We start from the raw sequence: 22808 nt of genomic DNA on the forward strand, positions 1-22808 counted from the left end.
TTTCGTACAAGCTGTGCCAAATATAGCTGGTTATCGGGACAGCGGCTATGCCTTATCTCCCTCGCCGGCAACGAAGGAGAACCACGATGTCCAGCGTAAACAAATCCGGCACCTATAAACTCGGCGAGCGGTCGGTCCGCCGCCTCGGCTACGGCGCCATGCAGCTCGCAGGCAAAGGAGTCTTCGGTCCACCGAAAGACCATGACGCGGCCATCGCCGTGCTGCGCGAAGCCATAGCGCAAGGCGTGAACCATATCGACACCAGCGATTACTATGGTCCGCACGTCACCAACAAGCTGATCCGCGAGGCGCTATCGCCCTACCCCGACGACCTCACCATCGTCACAAAGATCGGCGCCCGTCGTGGCGAAGACGCCTCCTGGCTGCCGGCCTTCACAGCCGATGAGCTCGAACAGGCCGTACACGACAATCTTCGCAATCTTGGCCTCGAGGTGATGGACGTCGTCAATCTGCGCATCATGTTCGGGATGCATGGTCCAGCCGAGGGCTCCATCGAGGCGCAGGTCACCAAGCTCGCCGAGCTTCAGCGCAAGGGCGTGGTGCGCAATATCGGCTTGAGCAACGTCACCCGAGCGCAAATCCAGGAAGGCCGCAAGATTTGCGACATCGTCTGCGTGCAGAACCAGTACAATCTGGCGCATCGCGAGGACGACGCGCTGATCGATGAACTGGCGCGCCACGGCATCGCCTATGTGCCGTTCTTTCCGCTTGGCGGCTTCAGCCCGTTGCAATCGTCGACGCTGTCCGGCGTGGCCGAGCGGCTCGGCGCGACGCCGATGCAGGTTGCGCTGGCATGGTTGTTGCAGCGTTCCCCCAACGTCCTTTTGATCCCGGGCACGTCGTCGGTCGGGCATCTGCGCGAGAACCTTGCGGCAGCGGAGCTGGAATTGTCGGACGAAGTGCTGGCCGAGTTGGAGGGCGTGGCGAAAGCCGCCTAGGTCAAGCGCCGTCATCCCACCCGCGCCAGCGGCGCCACTTCCCCATCAAGAGGAGGTACCGCGCCTATCTTTCGGCGTCCCATTTGCAGCGTCCCGCAGCCGTTGTAGCACTCGACCGCCGGCGAGCTTGGCGCAACTTCGACCTCCCCGCGATGGCTCCTCGATGGGGAGGTCGGCGCGAGCTCTCGGTGGGGTGGAGCACCGACGCCAGCTAATTGATGCTCGGCGTGCGCGCCGGCTCAGCCGGGCGCGCCTCGTCCATATAAGGCACGCGATAGCCATTGGCAGCCAGCCATTCGATCGCCGCTTTTGGCTCGTCGGTCTGGATGATGGTGGCGCCGCGATCGACCCAAAAACCCCAAGCCTCGCGCGGCAGGCTGGCAGCGACCGCCAGCTCGTCGCCACGGCCGCCGGCAAGGAAGCCGCCCGGCTTGTTGACGATGGCATAAGTATCGGCCCAGAGGTGCCAGTCACCGCGGACGGCTGTAGCCCGCATGCGCGTGCTGAACAGCGGGCCGCCGTTTGCGGTCAGCGTCTCGGCGCCGTTGCGCCAGTTGATCAGCTCGATAGCGCTTGGCGCGAACGCCTTGTCGACCTCGCCGGCAAAGGCGGCATCGTGCATGGCGTCATCGGCAAGGATCGGCATGAACTGGAAGCCGCCGCCCGCCTGGGCGAGCGCGGCCTTCGCGGCTTCAATGCGCGCCTGGTTCCACAGGTTCTCCTTGACGATCACCTGATCGGCCATGCCGAGATCGCGGGCGACCGCGATCATGCCTGGCAGGTCCGTCACCTCCAGCTTGTTGTCGAGATTGATCAGGATCCTGTCCTTGGTCGTCAGCAGCATTTCGCGCAGCGTCGACATCGGCTCGCTGGTGACTGCGCCGGTGCCCTCGATCACCAGCCGGCACTTCTTCAGCTCCGCCAGCGTATATTCAACCACCTCGCCCTTGCAGTTCGTGGTGCGGTCGAGCCAGCTGTCATGCATGATGACGAACGCGCCGTCCTTCGAGCGCCTCACATCGACCTCGACGATCTCGGCGCCGATCGCGATCGAGCCCTCGACCGCGGCAAGCGAATTCTCGGCATAAAGCGCCTTGCCGGCCTGCATGCTGCCGGCCCGATGCGCCGCGATCATCACATGGTCGCGCCACTGGTTGGCGTGTTCGAAGCGGTCGAGGATTTGGGCGGCGCGCGCCTCACCGGCTAAGGTTTGACTCGAGGCCGTCGCAAGCGCGGCGGACAGAAGAAGGCTCAGCCAGAGTGTTCGCATAGGGGGAATCGCTCCGTTCCGGGTCGGGACCCGGTTAGGCGATGCCCATGACAGGGAGGTGAACGAAGCCGGCTAGCTGTTTGCTCAAATTTGTTTGGCGAGGCGTCATGGCGAGACAAATCCTGTGTTGCCGTGGCACTCCTCGAGCGCCGCTCGATATCGGCAAGCGGTGACTGGCAAGTTGCGTGCCGGTTCTGTAGTTGTGGCTCCCCGATGACAACCGAGGACCCGTAATGGCGAACCAAGAGATCGACCACGCCTTCACCGCCCGTTCCAAAACGGGCGCGTCGTTGGAGCCGACCTATGCCGGCGCGCTGTCGTTCATGCGGCGCAAATATACCAAGGATGCGAAGGGCGCGGACGCCGTCGTGTGGGGCATTCCCTTCGACGCCGCGGTCACCAATCGTCCCGGCGCGCGCTTCGGGCCGCAGGCGATTCGCCGCGCCTCGGCGATCCTCGACAACGATCCGCAATATCCGTTCTCGCGCGACCTGTTCGAACAGCTCGCCGTGGTCGACTACGGCGATTGCCTGCTCGACAGCGGCAACCACCAAAAGACGCCCGGTACGATCGAGCGCGAGGCGGCCAAGATCTTGAGCTCAGGCGCATTTCTTTTGACGCTCGGCGGCGATCATTTCGTCACCTGGCCGCTGTTGAAGGCGCATGCAGCGATCCATGGGCCGCTGGCCCTGGTGCAGTTCGACGCGCATCAGGACACCTGGCCGGACGACGGCAGGCGCATCGATCACGGCTCCTTCGTTGCCCGCGCGGTCAAAGAAGGCATCATCGATCCAGACCGCTCGATCCAGATCGGCATCCGCACCCATGCGCCGGACACGTTCGGCATCAAGATCCTTTACGGCCATGAGGTCGAGGAGATGCGCGCCTCCGACATCGCCTATGCGATCGTGGAGCGCACAGGCGGCAGGAAGACCTATCTTACCTTCGACATCGATTGCCTCGATCCGGCGTTTGCGCCGGGCACCGGCACGCCTGTGGCCGGCGGCCCGTCTTCGGCCAAGATGCTTTCGACGCTGCGCCAGCTCGGCCAGATCGACATCGTCGGCGCCGACGTCGTCGAGGTTGCGCCGGCCTATGATCATGCCGATATTACGGCGATCGCCGGATCGATCATCGCCATGCACTATCTCGGTCTGGTGGCCGAAAGGAAGGCGCGGCTCGACGACCTGAACAACGGCACTCATGCCGTGCTACATAACGCTCAAGGCATATAGCTCTGGAATCGCAGGGATTTTGGCAACCGATGAAACCGAAAATCTTCATTGACGGCGAACATGGCACGACAGGCCTGCAGATCAGGGCGCTGCTGGCCGACCGCGGCGATCTGGAGATCATCTCCATTCCCGCCGACCGCCGCAAGGAAGCCGCCGCCAGGGCCGAATTCCTCAACGCCGCAGATGTCGCGATCCTCTGCCTGCCGGATGCCGCGGCCAAGGAAAGCGTATCGCTGATCGAGAACGATACGACCAAAGTCATCGACGCTTCGACCGCGCATCGTGTGGCCGAAGGCTGGGAATACGGCTTCGCCGAGATGGACAAGGATCAGGCCAACAAGATCGCCAGCGCAAAACGCATCGCCAATCCCGGCTGCTGGCCGCAGGGCCCTATCGCGACGCTGCGTCCGCTGGTCTCGGCCGGCCTGCTGCCTGCCGATTTCCCCGTCACCGTCAACGGCATCTCCGGCTATTCCGGCGGCGGCCGGCCGATGATCGAGGACTATGTCGGCAAGGGCGAGGACGCGCCTGAATTCCTACCCTATGGGCTCACGTTGCAGCACAAGCATGTGCCGGAGCTCAGGACCTACGCGAAGCTGTCGCACGATCCGATCATGCAGCCCGCCGTCGGCAATTTCGCGCAAGGCATGATCACGGTGGTGCCGCTGCAGTTGGGCGGCCTCGACCGTGTACCGAGCGGCGCCGAGCTTCATGCGGCGATCGCCGATCACTATGCGTCGGTCGGCGGCGGCGTGGTCGAGGTTGCGCCCTATACGCATATGGAGCGCATGCCGGAGATCGATCCGGAGGCCTATAACGGCACCAACCGGATGAAGGTCTATGTGTTTGCCAATGACGAGCGGGCGCAGGCGCTGCTCTTGGCCGTCTACGACAATCTCGGCAAGGGTGCTTCCGGCGCTGCCGTGCAGAATCTCGACCTGATGCTCGGCATCAAGCATTGAGCGACGATGCGCAAGGCGCGCCTCAGCCTCCGACAGCGATCTCGGTCGGCAGCGAATAGGCACCCTTGGTGCCGCGCCAGTGCGCGGCGGCGAAGCCGAGCACGATCAGCGCGACGCCTTGATGGGTGAGCGCCATATGCAGCGGCACCTGCATCAAAAGCGTGCCGATGCCGATCGAGGCCTGCGCCAGCACCAGCAGGAACAGCAGCGTGGCGCGGCGGGCATGCGTGGTGCCGGGCTGACGCCGCCAGGTGGCGATCATGTGCCAGAGCGCCACCGCAAAGAGCGTGTAAGCGCCGAGCCGGTGCACGAACTGCACCGTCTTCGGGTTCTCGAAGAAATTCAGCCATGCGGGTTTCAAGAGCAGGAGATCGGCCGGGATCACCTTGCCGTCCATCAGCGGCCAGGTGTTGTAGGAGAGGCCGGCGTGGAGGCCGGCAACCAGGCCGCCGAGATAGATCTGGATCAGTGCCAAGAGCACGATCGCGCCGGCAAGCCGCTGGGTCGAGCGGTCGGCGGCGCGCTCGGAGTGCGGCGCCAATCCTCGCGCGACAACCATGGTGGCGGTGAAGATTAGCGCCGCGAGCGTCAGATGCGTCGCCAGCCGGTACTGGCTGACCGAGACACGGTCGACTAGACCCGAGGCCACCATCCACCAGCCGATGGCCCCCTGCAGGCCGCCGAGCAGAAGTATACCTAGAAGCTTCGGCCCGAGGCCGCGTTCGATGCGGCGCGTCGCCCAGAAGAACAGCAGCGGCAATGCGAAAACCGCGCCGGCGCTGCGGGCGAGGATGCGGTGCACCCATTCCCACCAGAAGAGCGACTTGAAAGCTTCTAAGCTCATGCCCTTGTTGAGCTCTGTATATTGGGGGATCTGCTGGTAGCGCTGGAACTCTTCCTGCCATTCGGCATCGTTGAGCGGCGGGATCACGCCGTGGATCGGCTGCCATTCGGTGATCGACAGGCCGGAACCGGTGAGCCTTGTGGCGCCGCCGACCAGCACCAGCGCGGCCAGCACGACCAGCACGAAATAGAGCCAGCCGCGCACCAGCGCGCGGTTGTGCAGATCGCGGTCGCGGGCGGCGTATGGGGCCGTGGTGGTTATAGCGGCCATGGGAGTTTCCCGGCAGTTGAAATCGCGGGATTGGTGGACCATGGCCGCCCGGCTGGCAAGACCGGACAGCGCGGCACGCCGTCGCGCCGGCCCGCGGCGGTTGCGCCCGCTCCCCAATCGGCCTAAGCGAGGCGGGTCAACGGGACCGCGACATGCCCATTCGCCTGAAAAAGCTGATCGGAACCATTCTGCTGGTGGCGCTCGTCGTCATCTACGCGCTGATCGCCTCGGCCATCGCGGTCACAAGGCTCGCCGAATACGGCTCCTTGGCGCATTTCCTGTTCTTCCTGCTCAGCGGCCTGCTCTGGGTGCTGCCGGCGATGGGCATCATCAAATGGCTGATCATGGAGCCGCCTCAGAAGGGCTGAGCGCGGCCGCGCCAACGCTAACGTGATTCATACGTGATTGCGCATTGGGACTAACTTGCCTGGCTTGACCGCATGGCAGGGAGGGCTTGCGCCATGCCAAAAGCCTCGTTCGCGGGATTGATCCTGATCATCGCCTGCATGGCGGCCTCGATGGCAGCCGCCGAAACCATCAACGTGTCGGACGATCATGGCGGCAGCGTCGCCGCGTACAGCCAGCGCTGGAAGGGGCTCGCCGCGCGCGGCGTCAATGTCCGCATCGTCGGCAAATGCCAGTCGGCCTGCACGGTGCTGCTCGGCTATATTCCCGGCAGCCGCATCTGCGTGATGCCTGGGGCAAGCTTCGGCTTCCATCTGGCGCACCGCACCGACATGACCGCCGTCTTGTGGAATGCCTACTGCCGACATCAGAGGCTGGATCAACGCGCATGGCGGGCTTGCGTCACAGCTCAAATGGATGAACGCGCCGGACACCTACCGCTATTTCCACAGATGCTGACGCCTCTTCGGGCTAAATGGTGACGACCATCTTGCCGGCGTTGGCAAGCGGCGTGGTCACACCCGACAGCATCGTGCGGATGTGGGCGACGCTCTGGTAGCGGCCGTTGACGGAAATGCGCGGCAGCGCATGCAGGAAGCCGGCATGCTCGGCTCTCAGGACGGCATGCCGGGTTGTCACCGCCGAGACATAGCCGGCATCACGAGCGAAGCCGACCTCGCGGCAGCCAACCGCGCTGGGATAACCGTAGGGGTAAGCGAAGTGGCGCGGCTCTGCGCCCAGCCGTTCCATGAGAATACGGCGGACGTCGCCGATCTCGTGACGCGCTTCCGCCTCGGACAACCGCTTGAGGTTGCGGTGGTTGATGGTGTGCGCGCCGATCGTCACCAGCGGATGGGCGGCCACCCTGCGAATCTCATCCCAGCTCATCAGGGTGCCGGGGCGGCCGGTGCCGAGCTCGATGCCGTTTGAGCGCGCCAGTTCACGCAGCGCGGCGCCCTGTTCTTCCTCGGGGACCTCTAGGGTCAACCATGCGTTCAGCCTTGCAATGGTCTGGATCTTTCGGCCGGGTGTCGAGCAATCGACGACCGTCGATCCTCTCGCAGTCTTCAGCGTCAGGTGCGAGCCGGTGTCGACGATATCCTCGATGACTTCCCACCACAGGTCGACGGCACCGTCGATCAGGCCGGGCGCGACATAGATGGTGATCGGCGCACCGTGCTTCTCCAATACCGGCAGCGCCTCCGTCATGTTATCGCGATAGGCATCGTCGGCGGTGATGGTGGCGAACTGGCCGTGTTTGCCGCCCGCCCCGATGCGTTCGATCGCTTCATCAAGGGCAACAAAGGCATAGCCCCTTTCCTTCATGTCGGCGATCACCTTGTCGAGGAAGGCAGGGGCGATGTTCAGATGTCGATTGACGCTGTTCGGCTTCTCGGGCGCCGCGGTCACGCGATGCAACATCAAGATGGCACCGATGCCGCCGACAAACGGCCTCGCCAGCGGAGCGAGACCGGTGTAGCGGGCAACGTTCAACGCCAGCTTCCGGATTGCCTCGGCCCCGTCGATCATTCCTTCACCTTTTGCGCCTAGGCTCATCCAAGGACCTACGCGAACCCCAGGTTGCAACCAATACGTCTTAAGGATTGAGGGATGGTTGACGCCGCCGCGTCATTTGACGGCAATCGCGTCGCTGCCAACGAAGCGCCGGCGCGTGCGCCTGCCTCGAGCCGAGGCAGACTGACGGCGGCGGTGACCGATGGCACGGGTCTTGCGGGCTATGCAGAATTCTGCGCTTCGGCGCTGTTTGCTCCGGCGCAGAGCGCGTCCTGGGCGAGCAACTGGGCGGCCAAGACCAAAGCCGATATGGCGGTCGCCACGCTAAGCATCGAGGGTCGACCGGCTCTTTCGCTGGCGCTGGAAGTGGTCCGAAACGGCCCGTTCCGCGTCGCTCGTCTCGCCGGCGGACGTCATGCCAACGGCAATTTCCCCGCAACCGACCCGCGGCTTTTGCCTGCTGTAAACGGTCCTGCGATCCGCTCCCTGCTCTCGTCGATCGCCACGGCACGGCCCGACATCGACCTCGTTTCGCTGGAGCGGCTGCTGCCCGATCTCGACGGCACCGCCAACCCGCTCGCCGCGTTGCCCAATTTTGCGAGCCCTAACCTTGCGCTGGCCGTCGACCTCGATGGCGGCTTCGAGGCGCTGCTCAGCCGCGCGAGCGGCAAGCGGAAGCGCAAGAAGCACCGCTCGCAGACGCGCAAGTTCGAGGCCGTCGGCAGCTTCCGCCGTATCGAGGGGCGAAGCCGCAAGGAGGTCGACAGGTTGCTCGACGCTTTCTTCGACATGAAGCAGGCGCGCTTCGCCAAGATGGGCATCGCCAACGTGTTCGGCGATGAAGGCGTGCGCGCCTTCTTCCGGGCGCTGTTTGCCGATGCGCTTGCCGAGCAGGAGCCATCCTTCCTGCTGCACGGGCTGGAGGTAGCGGGAAAACTTCGCGCCGTTACCGGCTCCAGCCGCTCAGGCAAGCGCCTGATCTGCGAGTTCGGCGCGATCGCCGAGGATGATCTCGCCTTCACCAGCCCCGGCGACTTCCTGTTCTTCGACAACATCCAGGAAGCCTGCGAGCAAGGCTTCGACCTCTATGATTTCTCGGTCGGCGACGAGCCCTACAAGCGGCTCTGGTGCGACATCGAGGTCCAGCATTTCGAGGTGCTGATGCCGCTGACGCTGAAAGGTCGCGTGCTAGCCACAGGGTTGCGGCAAGGCGCGCGGGCGAAGGCCCTCATCAAGAACAGTCCGACGGTGTGGAAACTGACCAAGAGCTTGCGCCGGAAGGCTGCCGGACAGGCCACCCCTATTGTTGCCGAGGACGACGCCTGACCGTCGTCCGTCCGCCCGAGACTCAAATCCGAGCACTTCGCGGGCGATATCTGCTCAGGCCGCCGACCGGCGTCCGGGCAACGGATCTCCCGGTTCATAGCCAACCGGCGTGACCAGCGTGACGTCCGGATAACCATTCTCGATCAGCTTGACCGCCGCCTGCGTGACCTCGTCATCGGCTTCGAGCATCGACAGGAAGACTTCCGTGCCATCGCCAACCAGGCGGCCGATGCCTTGTGCGTCGGCAGGGCCGCATTCGACGACGACGAGGTCGTAAGCCGTGGTCAGCGACTGCATGATGATCGGCAGCCGGTCGGCGGCGCGCATGGCGCGGATAGGATCGGCGGTACCGACCGGAATCACATGCGCGTCCGAATAGAGATCGGGATGGATGACGTCGCTGAACTGCGCCTCGGAGGCCAGCAGATTGGTGATGCCGGGAAGCAGTCCGCTGTCCAGCATCGGGCGCGAGGCGGCGCCCGAGGCGGTGAGATCGAGCAGGAGCACCCGCAGGCCCGCATCCGACACTTCGCGCGCCACCAGCACGGCGGTGGCGGCGGCCTCGTCACCTTCCGGGGAGACAAAGATGGCGCGCGCGGCACCCGAGGCAATCAGCTTTTCCGCCGCCTTCTCGACATCGATCTCGCCAAGTCTCGGCTGCCATGACCGGCGCGCTTCGGGCTGTGCCGGGTCTGGTGGATCTACCGGCTCGGCAGGCGCTGCCTCCATGACGGTGCCCTGCCCGATCCGCTCGTCAGCGACCGAATCGTCGCTAGCTTCATCCTCGGCATCGGCGAGCGCCGGTTCGGTGCGCGCCACCGGCATCGCCACCTGTTCGATCGGCTCGAATCGGGCTCCGGCGGCCGGACGCATGGCACGGCCGGAGAACAATTCCCTCAGAAGCGTGCTGATCGCCATCAGCAGCAGCGACGCGGCGGCGGCAGCACCAGTGATCGGGCCGATCTTCGGGAAATACGGTTCGGTCGGCACCTGTGCTTTCGAAAGCAGACGGGCGTCGACCGGCAGATAGTTGCGGTCCGCGCGCGAGGCCGCCTCGCGGTAGCTTGCCATATAGGATTCGAGCTGCTGGCGCTGGGCATTGGCGTCGCGCTGCAGCGCATCGAGCTCCACCTGCTGCTCGCCGGCGCGGGCCGAAGCGGCTTTCAGCGTGTTGACCTCCTGGACCAGCTGGTCCTCGCGAGCCTTGGCGGTCTGTGCCTGAGTCGCCAATCCCTTGAGGATCTTCTGCGCCTCGTTGCGGATCTGGCCGTTGAGATCGGCAAGCTGCGACTTCAGCGCCCGGATGCGAGGATGGTTGTCGAGCAGCGTCGTCGACAGATCGGCAATATTGGTCCTGAGCTCTACCTGCCGCTCGAGCAGGCGCTGGATCAGCTCGGAAGACAGAACTTCCGGCACGCTGTCGAGCGTGCCGCCATTCTGCAGCGCCTTGCGCACGCTGTCGGCGGTCGCCTCTGCGGCGGCGCGATTGGCGCGCACCCGGGAAAGCTCGCTCGACAGTTCCGAGAGCTGCTGCGTCGCGAGCACCGAATTGTTGCCGCCCATCAACAGGTCGGATTGCGCGCGATAGGCGGCAACCTTGGCTTCGGCATCCTTCACCCGGTTCTGCAGATCGGTGATTTCCGGGCCGAGGAAGCCTGTGGCGGCGGTGTTCGATTCCATCTTCGCACTGCCTTTTGAGGCAAGGTAGGCCTGCGCAATGGCGTCCGCGACCTGGGCGGCGAGCTTTGGATCGTTCGAGGAGAACTCAACGGCAATTACGCGGGATTTTTCAACGCCGTAGACGTTGAGCTTATCGTGCATTGCCTTGAGCACGCGCTCTTCCGGCGGGATGTCGAAGGGATCGCTCTTCAGGCCGACAAGCACAAGCGCGCGACTGAGCGCCGACATCTTCAGCGCTTCGTCGAATTCCGGCAGTTTTTCCAGGTTGAGGTCCGAGGCAACCTTCTTGAGGATATCGGGCGAGGATATGATCTGGACCTCGGTGGCCACCGCCTCCTCGTCGGTTGCCGGCTTGTCGTCGTTGGTTGTGCCGGCCGGCCGCGTGAAGATCGATTCGCGCGGCCCGATCTCCAGCTTGGCCACTGCCTTATATTGCGGCGTGGCCAGCCAGGCGAAGGCAAACGCCAGCCCGGTCACGACAAGCGTGATGAGAACAATGCGCAGCCAATTCCTCGCCAGGCTGGCGAAGAGCTGTCTCAGGTCGACATCGACATCTGCGGCCGCGGACTGAACGGACATGCATCCTGCTCCGAACTTTGAGTCGAGGATGGACCGTAAACAACTATGGTAACTCAGCCGTTAAGATCAGGATGCGTACTTATTAGAACGCACTCAAAGAACGTCCTGCGAAAGCAATAGAACAATTGGCTTTTTTGCCAGCAGCCGATGAGTCTAAGGCCCATCCTTTACCGACCATTAACCCTAACAGGATGATAACGGGCGCACTTCCTGGGGTTGGCCGCCTCACCGGTGGCGAGAGCGACGAAGGTTCGTGTCCGATCATGAAAAGCACTGCTCATCTCTTTCGCGCCATGCTCGCCTTGTCGCTGCTTACCGGCTGTTCCAGCTACCGGCCGGCGCCCGCCGCCTTTCATGAAGTGCTCGACCAGCCATACAGACTCGGCGCCGGCGACCGCATCCGCGTCACGGTGTTCGAGCAGGACGGGCTGACCAACACCTACAGCGTCGACCAATCCGGCTACATCTCCTTCCCGCTCGTCGGCGCCGTGCCGGCGCGCGGCCACACCGCCCAGCAGCTCGAAAAGGAAATCGCCGATAAATTGCGCCAGGGATATCTGCGCGATCCCGACGTCTCGGTCGAGATCGACCGCTACCGGCCGATCTTCGTGATGGGGGAAGTCGGCGCCGCAGGGCAATATTCCTATGTGCCCGGATTGACGGTGCAGAAGGCGATCGCGATCGCCGGCGGCTTCACGCCGCGCGCCAACCAGGAAAGCGTCGACATCACCCGCGATATCAACGGCAAGGTGATGACCGGCAGGGTGCAGACATCCGATCCGCTCCTGCCCGGCGACACCGTCTACGTCCGCGAACGCCTGTTCTGAAAATCAACGTGGCGGCTCACCTTCGGATCGTCCACTGCTTCCGCTCACCTGTCGGGGGAATCTTCCGGCATGTGCGCGACCTGACCGAGGCGCAGGTCGCCGCCGGCCATTCCGTGGGCATCGTCTGCGATTCGACCACGGGCGGGGACTATGAGGAGCGGCTGTTCGGAGCGATGAAGGAGCGCCTGGCGCTCGGCATCCATCGCACGCCGATGCAGCGCCATATCGGACCGGGCGACATCGCCGCGGCCTGGCGCACCTATCAAATCATCAAGGAATTGCGGCCGGACGTGCTGCACGGGCATGGCGCCAAGGGTGGCGCCTATGCCCGTCTGTTCGGCTCACTGTTGCGGGTTTCAAGGTCTCGCGTGGCCCGCCTTTATTCGCCGCATGGCGGCTCGCTGCACTATGACGAAACGACGGCCACCGGAAAGCTGTTCTTCGCGCTGGAGCGTTTCATGGCCCGCTTCAGCGACTGCCTTCTGTTCGTTTCCGATTATGAGCGGACAACTTATCGACGGAAGGTCGGCGAGCCGCCCATCCCCAACAGGCTGGTCTATAACGGCCTGCGGGCCGTCGAGTTCGAACCGGTGGCGCCGGCGGCCGATGCCGCCGATCTCATATACATCGGCATGATGCGCGATCTCAAAGGCCCGGACATCTTCATCGATGCGCTGGCGCGCGCCGGCAGGGAGCTCGGACGCCGGCTAAGCGCGGTGATGGTCGGCGCCGGCGACGACCTGCCACGCTACCACGCTCAGGTGGAGCGACTCGGACTGAAGGGCCACGTCCGCTTCCTGCCGCCGATGCCGGCCAGAGAAGCCTTCGCCCTGGCCGAGTTGATCGTCGTCCCGTCCCGCGCGGAAGCAATGCCCTATATCGTGCTCGAGGCGCTGGCAGCCGGCATGCCGATGATTGCCACCGCCGTGGGCGGCATTCCCGAGATCTTCGGCGAAGACTCCCCTGCCCTGATCCGACCCGATGCCCGCCAACTTGCCGACAGGCTCAGAACGGCTCTCGACGATCGCGGCGCCTACCGCAAGCTGATGCCGCAGAACCCCGAGTTGAAGGCGCGATTCGGGGCCGACGTGATGGCGGCCGAGATCGAGAAGGCTTACTTCGCGGCGTTAAAGATTTAGAATTTACTAATCTAGCTATAGGCGTGAAAAAACCGGCAGTCGTCGCAAGCAACAACACGCATTCAAAGCCACCTGTTGTTTCAAGGCTTTCTTAGTTCTCTTTTCCTATTCACTCGCGCGAAGCTCGCGGACAATCCCCATGAACGAGATCGACCCCGCGCACCGCTTTTCGATGGAGGCGGTGCGCAAATTCGACGGCCCTGCCGAAGCTCAAGTGCCCGGCATCAATGACGTGGCGCGACAGGTCGCCTCGCAGTACCGGCGCGATACGATGTCGCCGATCATGGTCAGCGGCGTGCTGCGCATGGTCGAATTCGCCGTGCTCTTCGTGTCAGGCATCTGCCTCTATTTCTACTATGTCGGCTTCTTCAACTATCTCGCCTGGCAATATCCGCTGACGATCGCGGCAGCTTCGTTCCTGGCGGTGGTGCTGCTTGACGTCAGCGACAGCTACCAGATCGCGGCGCTGATGCGCCCCCTCGCCAATTTCGGCCGCGTGCTCCTCGTCTGGGCCGGCACCTTCGCGCTGATGGCTCTCACGGCCTTCGCCATGAAGGCCTCGGAGGACTATTCGCGCCTCCTGTTCGGCAGCTGGTTCGTGGTCGGCTTCGTGCTGATCTTCGGGCTCAGACTGGTGATGTCCAGGCTGATTAGGCGCTGGGCGCGCGACGGGCGCATGGAGCGCCGCGCGCTCATCGTCGGCGGCGGCAAGTCGGCCGAAATGCTGATCCGCTCGGTCGAGAAGCAGCCGTACAATGACATTCGCATCTGCGGCATCTTCGACGATCGCGGCGACAAGCGCTCGCCGCCGATCGTCGCCGGCTACCCGAAGCTCGGCACCATTTCCGAGCTGATCGAGTTCGCCCGCATCGCCCGCATCGACATGCTGATCGTGTCTCTGCCTCTGACGGCGGAATCGCGCGTGCTGCAGCTTTTGAAGAAGCTCTGGGTTCTGCCGGTCGACATCCGGCTCTCGGCGCATTCCAACGCGCTGCAGTTCCGCCCGCGCGCCTATTCCTACATCGGCTCGGTGCCGATGCTCGACATTTTCGACAAGCCGATCAACGACTGGGACTCGGTCGCCAAGCGCAGCTTCGACATCATCTTCTCGCTTGTCGGCATCATCGTATTCTCGCCGGTGATGCTCGCCACCGCGATCGCCATCAAGCTCGACAGCAAGGGGCCGGTGCTGTTCAAGCAGAAGCGCCACGGCTTCAACAACGAGGTCATCGAGGTCTACAAGTTCCGGTCGATGTATATCGACAGGTCGGACCCGACCGCCAAGCAGACGGTGACCAAGAACGACCCGCGCGTCACCCGCGTCGGCCGCTTCATCCGCAAGACCTCGATCGACGAGCTGCCGCAGTTCTTCAACTCGCTGTTCGGCTCGCTGTCGCTGGTCGGGCCGCGCCCGCATGCGATCGCCGCCCAATCGCACAACCTGCTCTATAACGAGGTGGTCGACGGCTATTTCGCCCGCCACAAGGTCAAGCCGGGTGTCACCGGCTGGGCGCAGATCAACGGCTGGCGCGGCGAGATGGACACCAATGAAAAGATCCGCATGCGCACCGAATACGATCTCTACTACATCGAGAACTGGTCGATGCTGTTCGACCTGCGCATCCTGTTCCTGACGCCCGTCCGCCTGCTCAACACGGAAAACGCCTATTGAGCGCGCTCGCGCATCAGTTGCCGGCGGTCGCGGTCAACCAGTTGCCGCCGCAGGCGGTCAACCAGTTGCCGCCACAGGCGGTCAACGCAAAGCTGATCGCGCTGATCTCGTCGGCCGCTATCGTCGTCGGCATCCTGCTTTCCGGCTTCGTCATCAGCGAGCCGGCACCCTACGAGCTCTACATGGCCGGGCTGATCGCCGTCTGGGCGCTGTTCGGCCTCAGAATATCGCGAGCGATATTGCCGCTGCTGGTGCTGTTGGTGGCGATGAACATCGGCGGCATGATCGCGATGACGCAGATGGCGGACCTCGCCAACACGCCGCTCTATCTGGCGGTCTCGCTGTTTCTCGCCTTCAGCGCGGTCTTCTTCGCCTCGGTGACATCGGTCCAGCCTGACCTCTACCGGCTGATCTTCATCGCCTATGTGGTCTCGGCTGTGGCGACCTCGCTGCTGGGAATAGCCGGCTATTTCCATGCCTTTCCGGGCGCGGAGATGTTCACCAAATACGACCGCGCCGCCGGCGCCTTTCAGGACCCGAACGTGTTCGGTCCGTTCCTGGTGCTGCCCGGCACCTACCTGCTTTATCTGCTCTTGACCGGCCCGGTATCGCGCATGCCGCTTCTGGCGGTGCCGCTATTGATCATCACCGCCGGCATCTTCTTCTCCTTCTCGCGCGGCGCCTGGGGCATGTTCGCGGTTTCGGCGGTGCTGCTCACCGCTTGCCTCTTCCTGCAGAGCGCCAGCGGCATGTTCCGCCTGCGGGTCGTGGTGATGACGATCGCCGCGCTCGCGCTGCTGATCATCGCCATCCTCGTCATCCTGCAGCTGCCCGGCGTGTCGGACATGTTCACCCAGCGCGCGCATCTCGAGCAAAGCTACGATACCGCGCGCCTCGGCCGCTTCGCACGCTATACGATCGGCTTCCAGCTGGCACTGGAACACCCGTTCGGCATCGGCCCGCTGGTCTTCGGCACGATCTACGGCGAGGACACGCACGACATCTGGCTGAAGGCGCTGATGGACTATGGCTGGCTGGGCTTCGTCTCGTTCCTGACGCTGACCCTGTGGACGATCTGCGCCGGGTTCCGCATCCTCCTGCGCGCTCGTCCCTGGCAGCCCTATCTGCTTTGCGCCTATGTCGCCTATCTCGGCAATATCGGGCTCGGCACCTTCATCGACATAGATCACTGGCGCCATCTCTATCTGCTGCTCGGGCTGATCTGGGGCGCGATCGCGCTGGAATACCGGCACCAGAAGGAATTGCGGTTGGCGCGCGCCGTCCCTGCTGCGGCACTGTCATCGGCGAAATAGCCGCCGAATTCGGTTGACCCGCACGGGGTTCTCACGATACATCGCCACCCGGTCCGGAGTGTAGCGCAGCCCGGTAGCGCACTTGACTGGGGGTCAAGGGGTCGTCGGTTCGAATCCGGCCACTCCGACCATTTTTCAAGCCTGAGACTTGTCCCCCAGAAGTCCTCTCCAATCCCTACTGGCACACGTCGACCCATTTGGCGTCGACAAGTTCGGCCATCCGCTGCGGCGAAATCCGCACGGCGGCATTCGTCGCGCCGGCGGCGGGAACGACCTCGTCGAAGGCCCGCAGCGTCACATCGCAAAAGACCGGCAGCGGCGTCGGCAGACCGAAGGGGCAGACGCCGCCCGGCGGGTGGCTGGTCGCGGCAAGCACCTGTTCGCCGTCGAGCATGCGCGGCTTGCCGCCGAGCGTGTCCTTGCATTTGCGGTTGTCGAGCCTGGCAGTGCCGCTGGTCACGACCAGCATGGTCTCCTCGCCGACGCGCAGGCAGATGGTCTTGGCGATCTGCGCCGGCAGCACGCCATGGGCGTCGGCCGCCAGTGCCACGGTCGCCGAGCTCGCTTCGGTGACCAGCACCTCGATGTCGGGAGCGTGTTCGGCAAAGAAGGCGCGGACCGATTCCAAGCTCATGAGCGAAACCTCAATCAGGCATGTTGGCCACTCGATGCCGCCGAATCGTGGCAGCGGCCGGGATTGCCGCATGGCGCGCTGGCAGTTGGCAAGGGCCAGGGGACCATCTGTGGAAGGCGCAAAAAGCCCGCCAGGGCGGGCCATGGCGGGCTTTTTTCGCGGACGCTTCGGCGTCTCTATTGCTGTGTGGGCCGATTCTCTTCGGTCGGCATCATGATCAATTCCTCTTCCGGCACTTGCAGCGCGGAAGCGATACGCCTGAGCTTGGCGGGGTCGGCATCCTTGCCGTCCTCGATGTCGACGATCTCGCCCACGGCCAGGCCGCAGGTCAAGGAAAGCTCCTCAATCGTATATCCCCTCGTTTCGCGGACGGCTTTCAGCGGATTGAGGCCGGACGCGGCAATGATGTTGTTGGAAACAGCGTTTCTTGCGGTGTTGGGCATGGCAACTCCTTGGGATGAAACAACACAGATGAAATGTGGCGTTGCCTGAGACGGGCGGGAGAATGGCCGTTAACGGATGATTTGCCAAGAGGCCGTTTTGGCCGTCACGCCATCGTGACCGTGGTCATCGGCTGGGAGCCGAGGCCGCAGGCCACCGACATGTAAGGTGGCGCGAAGCCCAATCAAGATCTTTTGAAGCGCCGAAGGCCGCACCCGCCGGCATTTTGCCCACTCCGATTCGTTAGCTCTCGTCGCTTGCCGGAAGGCGGGCGACGCCAGCCCCTTTGAAGAGGATCGGATTCCATGAAACTGAAGCTATTCGCTATCGTACTCGGCATGATCTCAGGCTTTGCGGGCGCCGCTCAGGCGGACACCGTGCGCTTGCGCGGCGCGGTGGTCGACCTCGCCGGTACGACGCTGAAGGTGAAAGCCCGCGACGGCAAGACCGATACGATCACCCTTTCCCCCGACTGGATGATCTCCGGTGTCGCCAAGGCGTCGGCCGCCGATATCAAACAGGGCGATTTCCTCGGCATCGCATCGGTGTCCAAGGCCGACGGCGGCAGCGGCGCGCTGGAAGTCGTGATCTTCCCGGCGGCGTTAAAGGGAACCGGAGAAGGCGACCGCGATTGGGATTTGCAGCCCAACAGCCGAATGACCAACGGCACTGTCGCCGACGTGACCGAGGTCAACGGCAGGACCGTGACGCTGACCTACAGCAATGGCCAGAAGAAAGAGATCGCCATCCCGCAATCGACGCCGATCGTGAAATTCGCGCCCGCTGCGCCTGCGGATCTCAAGCCAGGCATGACCGTGTTCGTCAGCGCCGAGCGCGGCAGCGGCGGCAAGCTCGTTTCGCGCCGGGTGGTGGTCGGCAATCATGGCGTGGCGCCGCCGATGTGAGGCGCGCAGCTGACGCATCAGGCTCGAAAAGCATGATGTCGAGCCGTCCATGCGCGCCCGCAAGGGCGCGCGGCGCGATGGTGGTTCGCCAGAAACAATCCAGAAACAAAAATCTACAGTCCGGAAAAAGTGTCGAAAAAATCCAGGAGGATAGTGCCGATCGCGGGGCTTGGGTCACCGATTTGGTCCGGTGAACTCCGGAACGCCCGCGTAAAAGGAAACGAAATCATGAAGAAGTCCCTCCTCTCCGCGCTCGGGCTGGCTCTGGCCCTGGCATTCACCATGCCGATCCTCGGCACGACCAGCGCCGATGCGGCCCCGGTGGTAAAGCACCACCACCACAAGCATCATCGCCGGCACCACCATCACCACCACCACCATCATCACCACCATAAGAAGGTGGTTGAGAAGAAGGCCTGATCCTTCCCACATGCCGATGGGAAGACAGGCCTTCATTGTATGGTCGCGCAAGTCTTCCCATCGGAATTTTTCGCTTCGTGGGACAAGCCTCTCCTTCGAGCACCCGCTGTCCCCTGATGAGCGCAGCCGGGTTCGATCGCTTGTCAAGCGGTCCCGACCTCTTGCCGCATCAAGCCGCCACTGCCCAACGAGCGCTTAGCGCTGCTGGCAGATCCGGCACCTACGGTAATCCCTGAACCCTGACACCTTCACAGCAATGCTCGCCAGGCGACAAAAATCGCGCGGGCCATGAACCTTTCCATTGGAGGCCGCACCAAGCGGTCATGGACGCCACGAAGGCGTTCCTCAACCCGACCGGGACGCCAGAAAGCGCTCCCAGCAACCAATGGAAGGAAATGCTCAAATGACCAACTTCAAGCGTATCTCGCTCGCCGCCGCCTTCGTCGTCTCGGCTTTCGGCTCGGTTTCCGCGCCGGCCTTTGCCGGCACGCATCCGACAGGCGACGGCGGCGCGGTCTGCAAAGGCTCGGGCTCCTGTCTGGTGCTGCAGCTCGACTGTAAGGGCACCTACACCGACGCCACCGATAAGAACGGCACCGTCTACGGCAAATGCAGCCAGGTCATGAAGGTCGATCCTAAGAGCCGGATCAAGCTCGCGAACTGATCGAAGCCGGAGCCCACTCCATCCCGATTTCATCCGGTTGGGCTCTCGTGCTGACGGAATGGCGGCCGGCGCGAACGGTCGCCATTTCTGTTTTGCAGCCCGGAGTCAGCGCCGGCTGATCAGAAGGCCGGCAAGCAGGCCGACCACGACCAGTCCGACGGCGGCCACGGTGGCCGGATGCTCGCGCGCGGTGTGCTCGAGCGCCCTGCCCCGGCGCCTGATTGCCGGCAGCGCCTCGTGAAAGCGGTCGGCGAGCTGCGAATAATAATCGGACGCCGCCTCGCGGCCGTCCTCGTAATAGGTGTCGCCGCGTTTGGCCAAGGCTTTCCTGACATCGTCAAGTTGACGCGAGAGCGCCGCGACCTGCCTGTCCAGATCGAGATCGGAAAGGGTCGAAAACCACGCCATGCCTGATGTCCTTCTCTTGCAGAGAAGGGCTAACGCATGGATGCGACAGCAGTTCCGGCTGTCAGGGACGCCGGCCGTCCAAGCCGCGGGAGCGGCACCCGAAGCTCAACGCACCTGGTCGAGCAGGCGCTTGCACTCCAGAAGGTCGAAGAGCGCCTCCTGCAGCAAGGCCCGGTTGTCGCGCGACAATTTCGAGGAGTCCGGCTGCACGGGACCTTCGTCGTCTCCCTTGCCAAGGCCGAAGAAACGGCGGCTGGGCTTCACCTTGGGCTGACCGACCAGCGCATCCTCGTCGCCGCGCGGCTGGGCAGCCGCGGTCAGCGGCACCTGCTCGGCCTGGCGGCGCTGCGCGATCGCCTCGACGGCTGCCATGTCGCCATTGCCGATCGCGACCAGGAAATGGTTGCCGTTCTCGCGCAACAGCTTCTGCACGCCTTTGATCGTATAGCCCTGATCATAAAGCATGTGCCGGATGCCCTTGATCAGTTCGACATCCTGCGGCCGGTAGTAACGGCGGCCGCCACCACGCTTCATCGGCTTGATCTGGTTGAAACGGGTTTCCCAGAAACGCAGCACGTGCTGCGGCAGGTCGAGATCTTCCGCAACCTCGCTGATGGTACGGAAAGCATCGGGGCTCTTGTCCATGGGCGAATCCTCACGCTGGACCGCAATCCGGAGTTGATCCGAATCGCACCTTATTTCAGCGGTTTATGAAGCGATATTCAAGCCCGGCGTCAAAGGGGCCGCGGTTTTCAACCGGCATTCGAGGGTTACTTGACGCCCTTGGCCTTGCTGTTCTGGTGCGAACGCAAGATGCGGTTCTTCAGCACGTTCGAGGATTTGAAGGTCATCACGCGGCGCGGCAGGATCGGCACTTCTTCGCCGGTTTTGGGATTGCGGCCGATGCGCTCATTCTTGGAGCGGACATGGAAAGTCGCGAAGGAAGACAGCTTCACCGTCTCGCCGCGAACGATGGCTTCGCAAATCTCATCCAGGACGGCCTCGACCAGCTCGGCCGATTCAGTTCGCGACAAACCAACCTTGCGGTAAACGGCTTCGGCTAGGTCGGCACGCGTCAGTGTCTTTCCCCCCATGCGACCGTCCCATCAGCTCAAAAACATAAATCGATACAGGCAGCGGCAGAGCGTAAGTAATTGATCCGGCAAGGTCAAGGACCGAACCCACGCGCTCGGCACTTACCAGCGCAGCAACACCGCGCCCCAGGTAAAACCCCCGCCCATCGCCTCGAGCAGAACAAGGTCGCCCTTCTTGATGCGGCCGTCGGCGACGGCCACCGACAAAGCGAGCGGCACGGAGGCAGCCGAGGTATTACCGTGCAAATCGACGGTGACCACGACTTTCTCTTCGGCTATCCCGAGCTTCTTGGCGGAAGCGTCAATGATCCGTTTATTGGCCTGATGCGGCACGAACCAGTCGAGGTCTTCCGCCGTGATGCCGGCCTCGGCGAAAGTGGCCTCGATCACGTCGGTGATCATGCCGACCGCGTGCTTGAACACCTCGCGGCCTTCCATCCTGAGATGGCCGACCGTTCCCGTGGTGGACGGGCCGCCGTCGACGAAGAGTTTTTCCTTGTGGACGCCATCCGAGCGCAGGCTGGCGGCCAGCACGCCGCGATCGGCGATGTTGCCAGCCCCTTTCGCCGCTTCGAGCACCACGGCGCCGGCGCCATCGCCAAACAGCACGCAGGTCGAGCGGTCGCTCCAGTCTAGGATGCGCGAGAAGGTTTCGGAGCCGATCACCAGGACGCGTTTTGCCAGCCCGCCGCGGATATAGAGATCGGCGGTGGCGACCGCATAGACGAAGCCGGAACACACGGCCTGCATGTCGAAGGCAAAGCCGTGATGCATGCCGAGGCGGTTCTGGATTTCGACAGCCGTCGCCGGGAACGTGTTATTAGGCGTCGAGGTCGCCAGCACGATCAGGTCGATATCCGCTGGCGTCAGGCCGGCGCTGTCGAGCGCGGCGCGCGCCGCCGTCTCGCCCAGCGAGGCCGTCGTCTCGTCATCGGCTGCGACGTGGCGCTGGCGAATGCCGGTGCGCTGGACGATCCACTCGTCGGAGGTCTCGACCATGCCTTCGAAATCGGCATTCTTCATGATGCGGCGGGGCAGCGCGGCACCGTTGCCGCGCACAACTGATCTGATCAAGGTTCGTTCCTATTCCTCGGCCTCGACGGCGACGCCGGATTTCCTGTTTGCCTGGGCAGTCGGATTGCGCGCATGGAACAGATCGAGATCGGCCTCGATCCGGTCAAGCAGATTGTTGCGCACCATGTCGTAGCCGAGCTCGATCGCCGCGGCAAAGCCATCCGAATCGGCACCGCCATGGCTCTTCACCACAATGCCGTTCAGGCCTAGAAAGACGCCGCCATTGGAGCGGCCGACATCCATCTTTTCGCGCAGCCGGTCGAAGGCACCTTTGGCAAAGACGTAGCCGATCCTGGCCATCAGCGTGCGGCTCATGGCGGCCCGCAAATAGCCCGCGATCTGCCTTGCCGTGCCCTCGGCGGTCTTAAGTGCGATGTTGCCGGCAAAGCCCTCGGTGACGACCACGTCGACCGTGCCCTTGCCGATGTCGTCGCCCTCGACGAAGCCGCGATAGTTCATCGAGGCCATGTTGGCCTCGCGCAGCATGCGCCCGGCCTCCTTGACCTCCTCCTGGCCCTTGATCTCCTCGACGCCGACATTGAGCAGGCCGACGCTCGGCCGCTCGATACCGAACACCGAGCGCGCCATTCCGGTCCCCAAGATGGCGAAATCGACGAGCTGATGCGCATCCGCACCGATGGTGGCGCCGACATCGAGCACCACGCTCTCGCCGCGCGTCGTCGGCCAAAGCGCCGCGATCGCCGGGCGGTCGATGGTGGCCATGGTGCGCAGGCAGAATTTCGACATCGCCATCAACGCGCCGGTGTTGCCGGCCGAGATGCAGGCCTGCGCGGCGCCGTTCTTCACCGCCTCGACCGCTTTCCACATCGACGATTTCCAGCGGCCGTGGCGCAGCGCCTGGCTCGGCTTGTCGTCCATCCTGACAGCGATCTCGCAATGGACGAACTCGCTCACCTCGGCGAGCTTGGGAAACTTGGCCAGTTCGGGACGCACAGCGTCCTCGCGGCCATAGATGACGAAACGGATGTCAGGGCGGCGGACGGCGACCGTCATCAGCGCGGGGATGACGACGCCTGGTCCGTGATCCCCGCCCATGGCATCGATGGAAATCCTGATCACGCGGTGTTTTTCTCACGGTTTGCCTGGCTAGCGGCGGGCGCCTGCCGAGGTAAGGGGGCTCGCGAAGGTTCGGCGAAAATAGCGGTTTTGGG

General features: G+C 63.6%; 24 protein-coding genes and 1 tRNA gene. 14 read left to right on the top strand and 11 right to left on the bottom strand.

Features of this window, described 5'->3' with window-relative positions; translation table 11 throughout:
- The first annotated feature begins 86 nt into the window (after positions 1–86).
- Positions 87–959, top strand: coding sequence for an aldo/keto reductase family oxidoreductase (locus tag P9217_RS23705; RefSeq protein ID WP_278088057.1), 873 nt, complete (start codon positions 87–89; stop codon positions 957–959).
- A gap of 211 nt (positions 960–1170) precedes the next feature.
- Here the strand turns inward: P9217_RS23705 and P9217_RS23710 are convergent, their stop codons facing one another.
- Complete coding sequence (locus P9217_RS23710) at positions 1171–2229, bottom strand: glycerophosphodiester phosphodiesterase family protein (protein ID WP_278088058.1); 1059 nt, start codon at positions 2227–2229, stop codon at positions 1171–1173.
- A 233-nt stretch (positions 2230–2462) separates the two neighbouring features.
- Here P9217_RS23710 and speB point away from each other — a divergent pair, with 233 nt between their 5' ends.
- Together speB and argC are read left to right on the top strand one after the other, a co-directional pair.
- Entirely contained in the window at positions 2463–3464 is a 1002-nt protein-coding gene (speB, locus tag P9217_RS23715; protein ID WP_127215769.1) for an agmatinase, read from the top strand.
- A gap of 29 nt (positions 3465–3493) precedes the next feature.
- The gene (gene argC, locus P9217_RS23720; protein ID WP_095824727.1) at positions 3494–4426 is read left to right on the top strand and encodes an N-acetyl-gamma-glutamyl-phosphate reductase; all 933 of its coding nucleotides are present in this window, start codon (positions 3494–3496) and stop codon (positions 4424–4426) included.
- Between the two features lie 22 nt (positions 4427–4448).
- Here the strand turns inward: argC and P9217_RS23725 are convergent, their stop codons facing one another.
- Positions 4449–5540, bottom strand: a complete 1092-nt coding sequence (locus P9217_RS23725) for a COX15/CtaA family protein (RefSeq protein ID WP_095801288.1) — start codon at positions 5538–5540, stop codon at positions 4449–4451.
- 152 nt (positions 5541–5692) lie between these two features.
- Between P9217_RS23725 and P9217_RS23730 the strand changes: the two genes are divergently transcribed.
- Positions 5693–5908 (top strand): DUF2842 domain-containing protein, encoded by a 216-nt coding sequence (locus tag P9217_RS23730; protein WP_095801287.1) that lies wholly within the window; start codon positions 5693–5695, stop codon positions 5906–5908.
- Between the two features lie 117 nt (positions 5909–6025).
- Positions 6026–6427 carry a hypothetical protein gene (locus P9217_RS23735; protein WP_245466653.1) on the top strand — a complete coding sequence of 134 codons (402 nt, stop codon included), beginning with the start codon at positions 6026–6028 and terminating at the stop codon, positions 6425–6427.
- Here P9217_RS23735 and P9217_RS23740 read toward each other — a convergent pair.
- Entirely contained in the window at positions 6417–7475 is a 1059-nt protein-coding gene (locus tag P9217_RS23740; protein ID WP_127246947.1) for a polysaccharide deacetylase family protein, read from the bottom strand. The two genes, P9217_RS23735 and P9217_RS23740, sit on opposite strands and share 11 nt — an antisense overlap.
- An 81-nt stretch (positions 7476–7556) precedes the next feature.
- On the opposite strand from P9217_RS23740, the gene P9217_RS23745 reads away from it, so the two are divergent.
- Positions 7557–8786, top strand: a complete 1230-nt coding sequence (locus P9217_RS23745; protein WP_278088059.1) for a GNAT family N-acetyltransferase — start codon at positions 7557–7559, stop codon at positions 8784–8786.
- A gap of 54 nt (positions 8787–8840) precedes the next feature.
- Here P9217_RS23745 and P9217_RS23750 read toward each other — a convergent pair whose 3' ends face one another.
- On the bottom strand, positions 8841–11045 hold the full coding sequence (locus P9217_RS23750) for an exopolysaccharide transport family protein (protein WP_278088060.1): 2205 nt from the start codon (positions 11043–11045) through the stop codon (positions 8841–8843).
- Between the two features lie 263 nt (positions 11046–11308).
- Here P9217_RS23750 and P9217_RS23755 point away from each other — a divergent pair, with 263 nt between their 5' ends.
- The 5 genes from P9217_RS23755 (at position 11309) to P9217_RS23775 (ending at position 16127) form a co-directional block, all read left to right on the top strand.
- Positions 11309–11872, top strand: a complete 564-nt coding sequence (locus P9217_RS23755) for a polysaccharide biosynthesis/export family protein (RefSeq protein ID WP_067000804.1) — start codon at positions 11309–11311, stop codon at positions 11870–11872.
- Between the two features lie 8 nt (positions 11873–11880).
- Positions 11881–13011 (top strand): glycosyltransferase family 4 protein, encoded by a 1131-nt coding sequence (locus tag P9217_RS23760; RefSeq protein WP_278088061.1) that lies wholly within the window; start codon positions 11881–11883, stop codon positions 13009–13011.
- A 139-nt stretch (positions 13012–13150) separates the two neighbouring features.
- A complete protein-coding gene (locus P9217_RS23765) occupies positions 13151–14683 on the top strand; it encodes an undecaprenyl-phosphate glucose phosphotransferase (RefSeq protein WP_127241765.1) in 1533 nt (510 codons plus the stop codon).
- 65 nt (positions 14684–14748) lie between these two features.
- Entirely contained in the window at positions 14749–15996 is a 1248-nt protein-coding gene (locus tag P9217_RS23770) for an O-antigen ligase family protein (protein WP_127241767.1), read from the top strand.
- A gap of 54 nt (positions 15997–16050) precedes the next feature.
- Positions 16051–16127: transfer RNA gene (locus tag P9217_RS23775), tRNA-Pro, on the top strand.
- 44 nt (positions 16128–16171) lie between these two features.
- Here the strand turns inward: P9217_RS23775 and P9217_RS23780 are convergent.
- Both P9217_RS23780 and P9217_RS23785 read right to left on the bottom strand, forming a co-directional pair.
- Complete coding sequence (locus tag P9217_RS23780; RefSeq protein ID WP_067330215.1) at positions 16172–16630, bottom strand: YbaK/EbsC family protein; 459 nt, start codon at positions 16628–16630, stop codon at positions 16172–16174.
- Between the two features lie 176 nt (positions 16631–16806).
- On the bottom strand, positions 16807–17073 hold the full coding sequence (locus tag P9217_RS23785; RefSeq protein ID WP_067330074.1) for a helix-turn-helix transcriptional regulator: 267 nt from the start codon (positions 17071–17073) through the stop codon (positions 16807–16809).
- Between the two features lie 303 nt (positions 17074–17376).
- Between P9217_RS23785 and P9217_RS23790 the strand changes: the two genes are divergently transcribed.
- From P9217_RS23790 to P9217_RS23800, 3 genes are all read left to right on the top strand, one after another.
- Entirely contained in the window at positions 17377–17976 is a 600-nt protein-coding gene (locus P9217_RS23790) for a hypothetical protein (RefSeq protein WP_278088062.1), read from the top strand.
- Between the two features lie 228 nt (positions 17977–18204).
- Entirely contained in the window at positions 18205–18396 is a 192-nt protein-coding gene (locus P9217_RS23795) for a hypothetical protein (RefSeq protein ID WP_082954114.1), read from the top strand.
- Between the two features lie 403 nt (positions 18397–18799).
- Complete coding sequence (locus P9217_RS23800; RefSeq protein ID WP_067000787.1) at positions 18800–19060, top strand: hypothetical protein; 261 nt, start codon at positions 18800–18802, stop codon at positions 19058–19060.
- A 105-nt stretch (positions 19061–19165) separates the two neighbouring features.
- Here P9217_RS23800 and P9217_RS23805 read toward each other — a convergent pair whose 3' ends face one another.
- The 5 genes from P9217_RS23805 to plsX form a co-directional block, all read right to left on the bottom strand.
- A complete protein-coding gene (locus P9217_RS23805; RefSeq protein WP_095778647.1) occupies positions 19166–19468 on the bottom strand; it encodes a DUF883 family protein in 303 nt (100 codons plus the stop codon).
- A gap of 105 nt (positions 19469–19573) precedes the next feature.
- Entirely contained in the window at positions 19574–20113 is a 540-nt protein-coding gene (locus P9217_RS23810; protein WP_067000781.1) for a MerR family transcriptional regulator, read from the bottom strand.
- Positions 20114–20238: 125 nt separating this feature from the next.
- Positions 20239–20562, bottom strand: a complete 324-nt coding sequence (locus P9217_RS23815; protein ID WP_067000778.1) for an integration host factor subunit alpha — start codon at positions 20560–20562, stop codon at positions 20239–20241.
- Between the two features lie 102 nt (positions 20563–20664).
- Positions 20665–21636: a beta-ketoacyl-ACP synthase III gene (locus P9217_RS23820; RefSeq protein ID WP_278088063.1), complete on the bottom strand. Its 972-nt coding sequence runs from the start codon at positions 21634–21636 to the stop codon at positions 20665–20667.
- A gap of 9 nt (positions 21637–21645) precedes the next feature.
- Positions 21646–22716, bottom strand: a complete 1071-nt coding sequence (plsX, locus tag P9217_RS23825) for a phosphate acyltransferase PlsX (protein WP_278088064.1) — start codon at positions 22714–22716, stop codon at positions 21646–21648.
- Positions 22717–22808: the final 92 nt, after the last annotated feature.

The organism is Mesorhizobium sp. WSM4989 (genome assembly GCF_029625795.1).
Taxonomy (GTDB): domain Bacteria; phylum Pseudomonadota; class Alphaproteobacteria; order Rhizobiales; family Rhizobiaceae; genus Mesorhizobium.

Bases quoted from the DNA above. Each gene is read 5' to 3' on its own strand.
- P9217_RS23705 (WP_278088057.1), top strand. From the start codon at position 87: ATGTCCAGCGTAAACAAATCCGGCACCTATAAACTCGGCGAGCGGTCG.
- P9217_RS23710 (WP_278088058.1), bottom strand. From the start codon at position 2,229: ATGCGAACACTCTGGCTGAGCCTTCTTCTGTCCGCCGCGCTTGCGACG.
- speB (WP_127215769.1), top strand. From the start codon at position 2,463: ATGGCGAACCAAGAGATCGACCACGCCTTCACCGCCCGTTCCAAAACG.
- argC (WP_095824727.1), top strand. From the start codon at position 3,494: ATGAAACCGAAAATCTTCATTGACGGCGAACATGGCACGACAGGCCTG.
- P9217_RS23725 (WP_095801288.1), bottom strand. From the start codon at position 5,540: ATGGCCGCTATAACCACCACGGCCCCATACGCCGCCCGCGACCGCGAT.
- P9217_RS23730 (WP_095801287.1), top strand. From the start codon at position 5,693: ATGCCCATTCGCCTGAAAAAGCTGATCGGAACCATTCTGCTGGTGGCG.
- P9217_RS23740 (WP_127246947.1), bottom strand. From the start codon at position 7,475: ATGATCGACGGGGCCGAGGCAATCCGGAAGCTGGCGTTGAACGTTGCC.
- P9217_RS23745 (WP_278088059.1), top strand. From the start codon at position 7,557: ATGGTTGACGCCGCCGCGTCATTTGACGGCAATCGCGTCGCTGCCAAC.
- P9217_RS23750 (WP_278088060.1), bottom strand. From the start codon at position 11,045: ATGTCCGTTCAGTCCGCGGCCGCAGATGTCGATGTCGACCTGAGACAG.
- P9217_RS23755 (WP_067000804.1), top strand. From the start codon at position 11,309: ATGAAAAGCACTGCTCATCTCTTTCGCGCCATGCTCGCCTTGTCGCTG.
- P9217_RS23765 (WP_127241765.1), top strand. From the start codon at position 13,151: ATGAACGAGATCGACCCCGCGCACCGCTTTTCGATGGAGGCGGTGCGC.
- P9217_RS23780 (WP_067330215.1), bottom strand. From the start codon at position 16,630: ATGAGCTTGGAATCGGTCCGCGCCTTCTTTGCCGAACACGCTCCCGAC.
- P9217_RS23785 (WP_067330074.1), bottom strand. From the start codon at position 17,073: ATGCCCAACACCGCAAGAAACGCTGTTTCCAACAACATCATTGCCGCG.
- P9217_RS23790 (WP_278088062.1), top strand. From the start codon at position 17,377: ATGAAACTGAAGCTATTCGCTATCGTACTCGGCATGATCTCAGGCTTT.
- P9217_RS23795 (WP_082954114.1), top strand. From the start codon at position 18,205: ATGAAGAAGTCCCTCCTCTCCGCGCTCGGGCTGGCTCTGGCCCTGGCA.
- P9217_RS23800 (WP_067000787.1), top strand. From the start codon at position 18,800: ATGACCAACTTCAAGCGTATCTCGCTCGCCGCCGCCTTCGTCGTCTCG.
- P9217_RS23805 (WP_095778647.1), bottom strand. From the start codon at position 19,468: ATGGCGTGGTTTTCGACCCTTTCCGATCTCGATCTGGACAGGCAGGTC.
- P9217_RS23810 (WP_067000781.1), bottom strand. From the start codon at position 20,113: ATGGACAAGAGCCCCGATGCTTTCCGTACCATCAGCGAGGTTGCGGAA.
- P9217_RS23815 (WP_067000778.1), bottom strand. From the start codon at position 20,562: ATGGGGGGAAAGACACTGACGCGTGCCGACCTAGCCGAAGCCGTTTAC.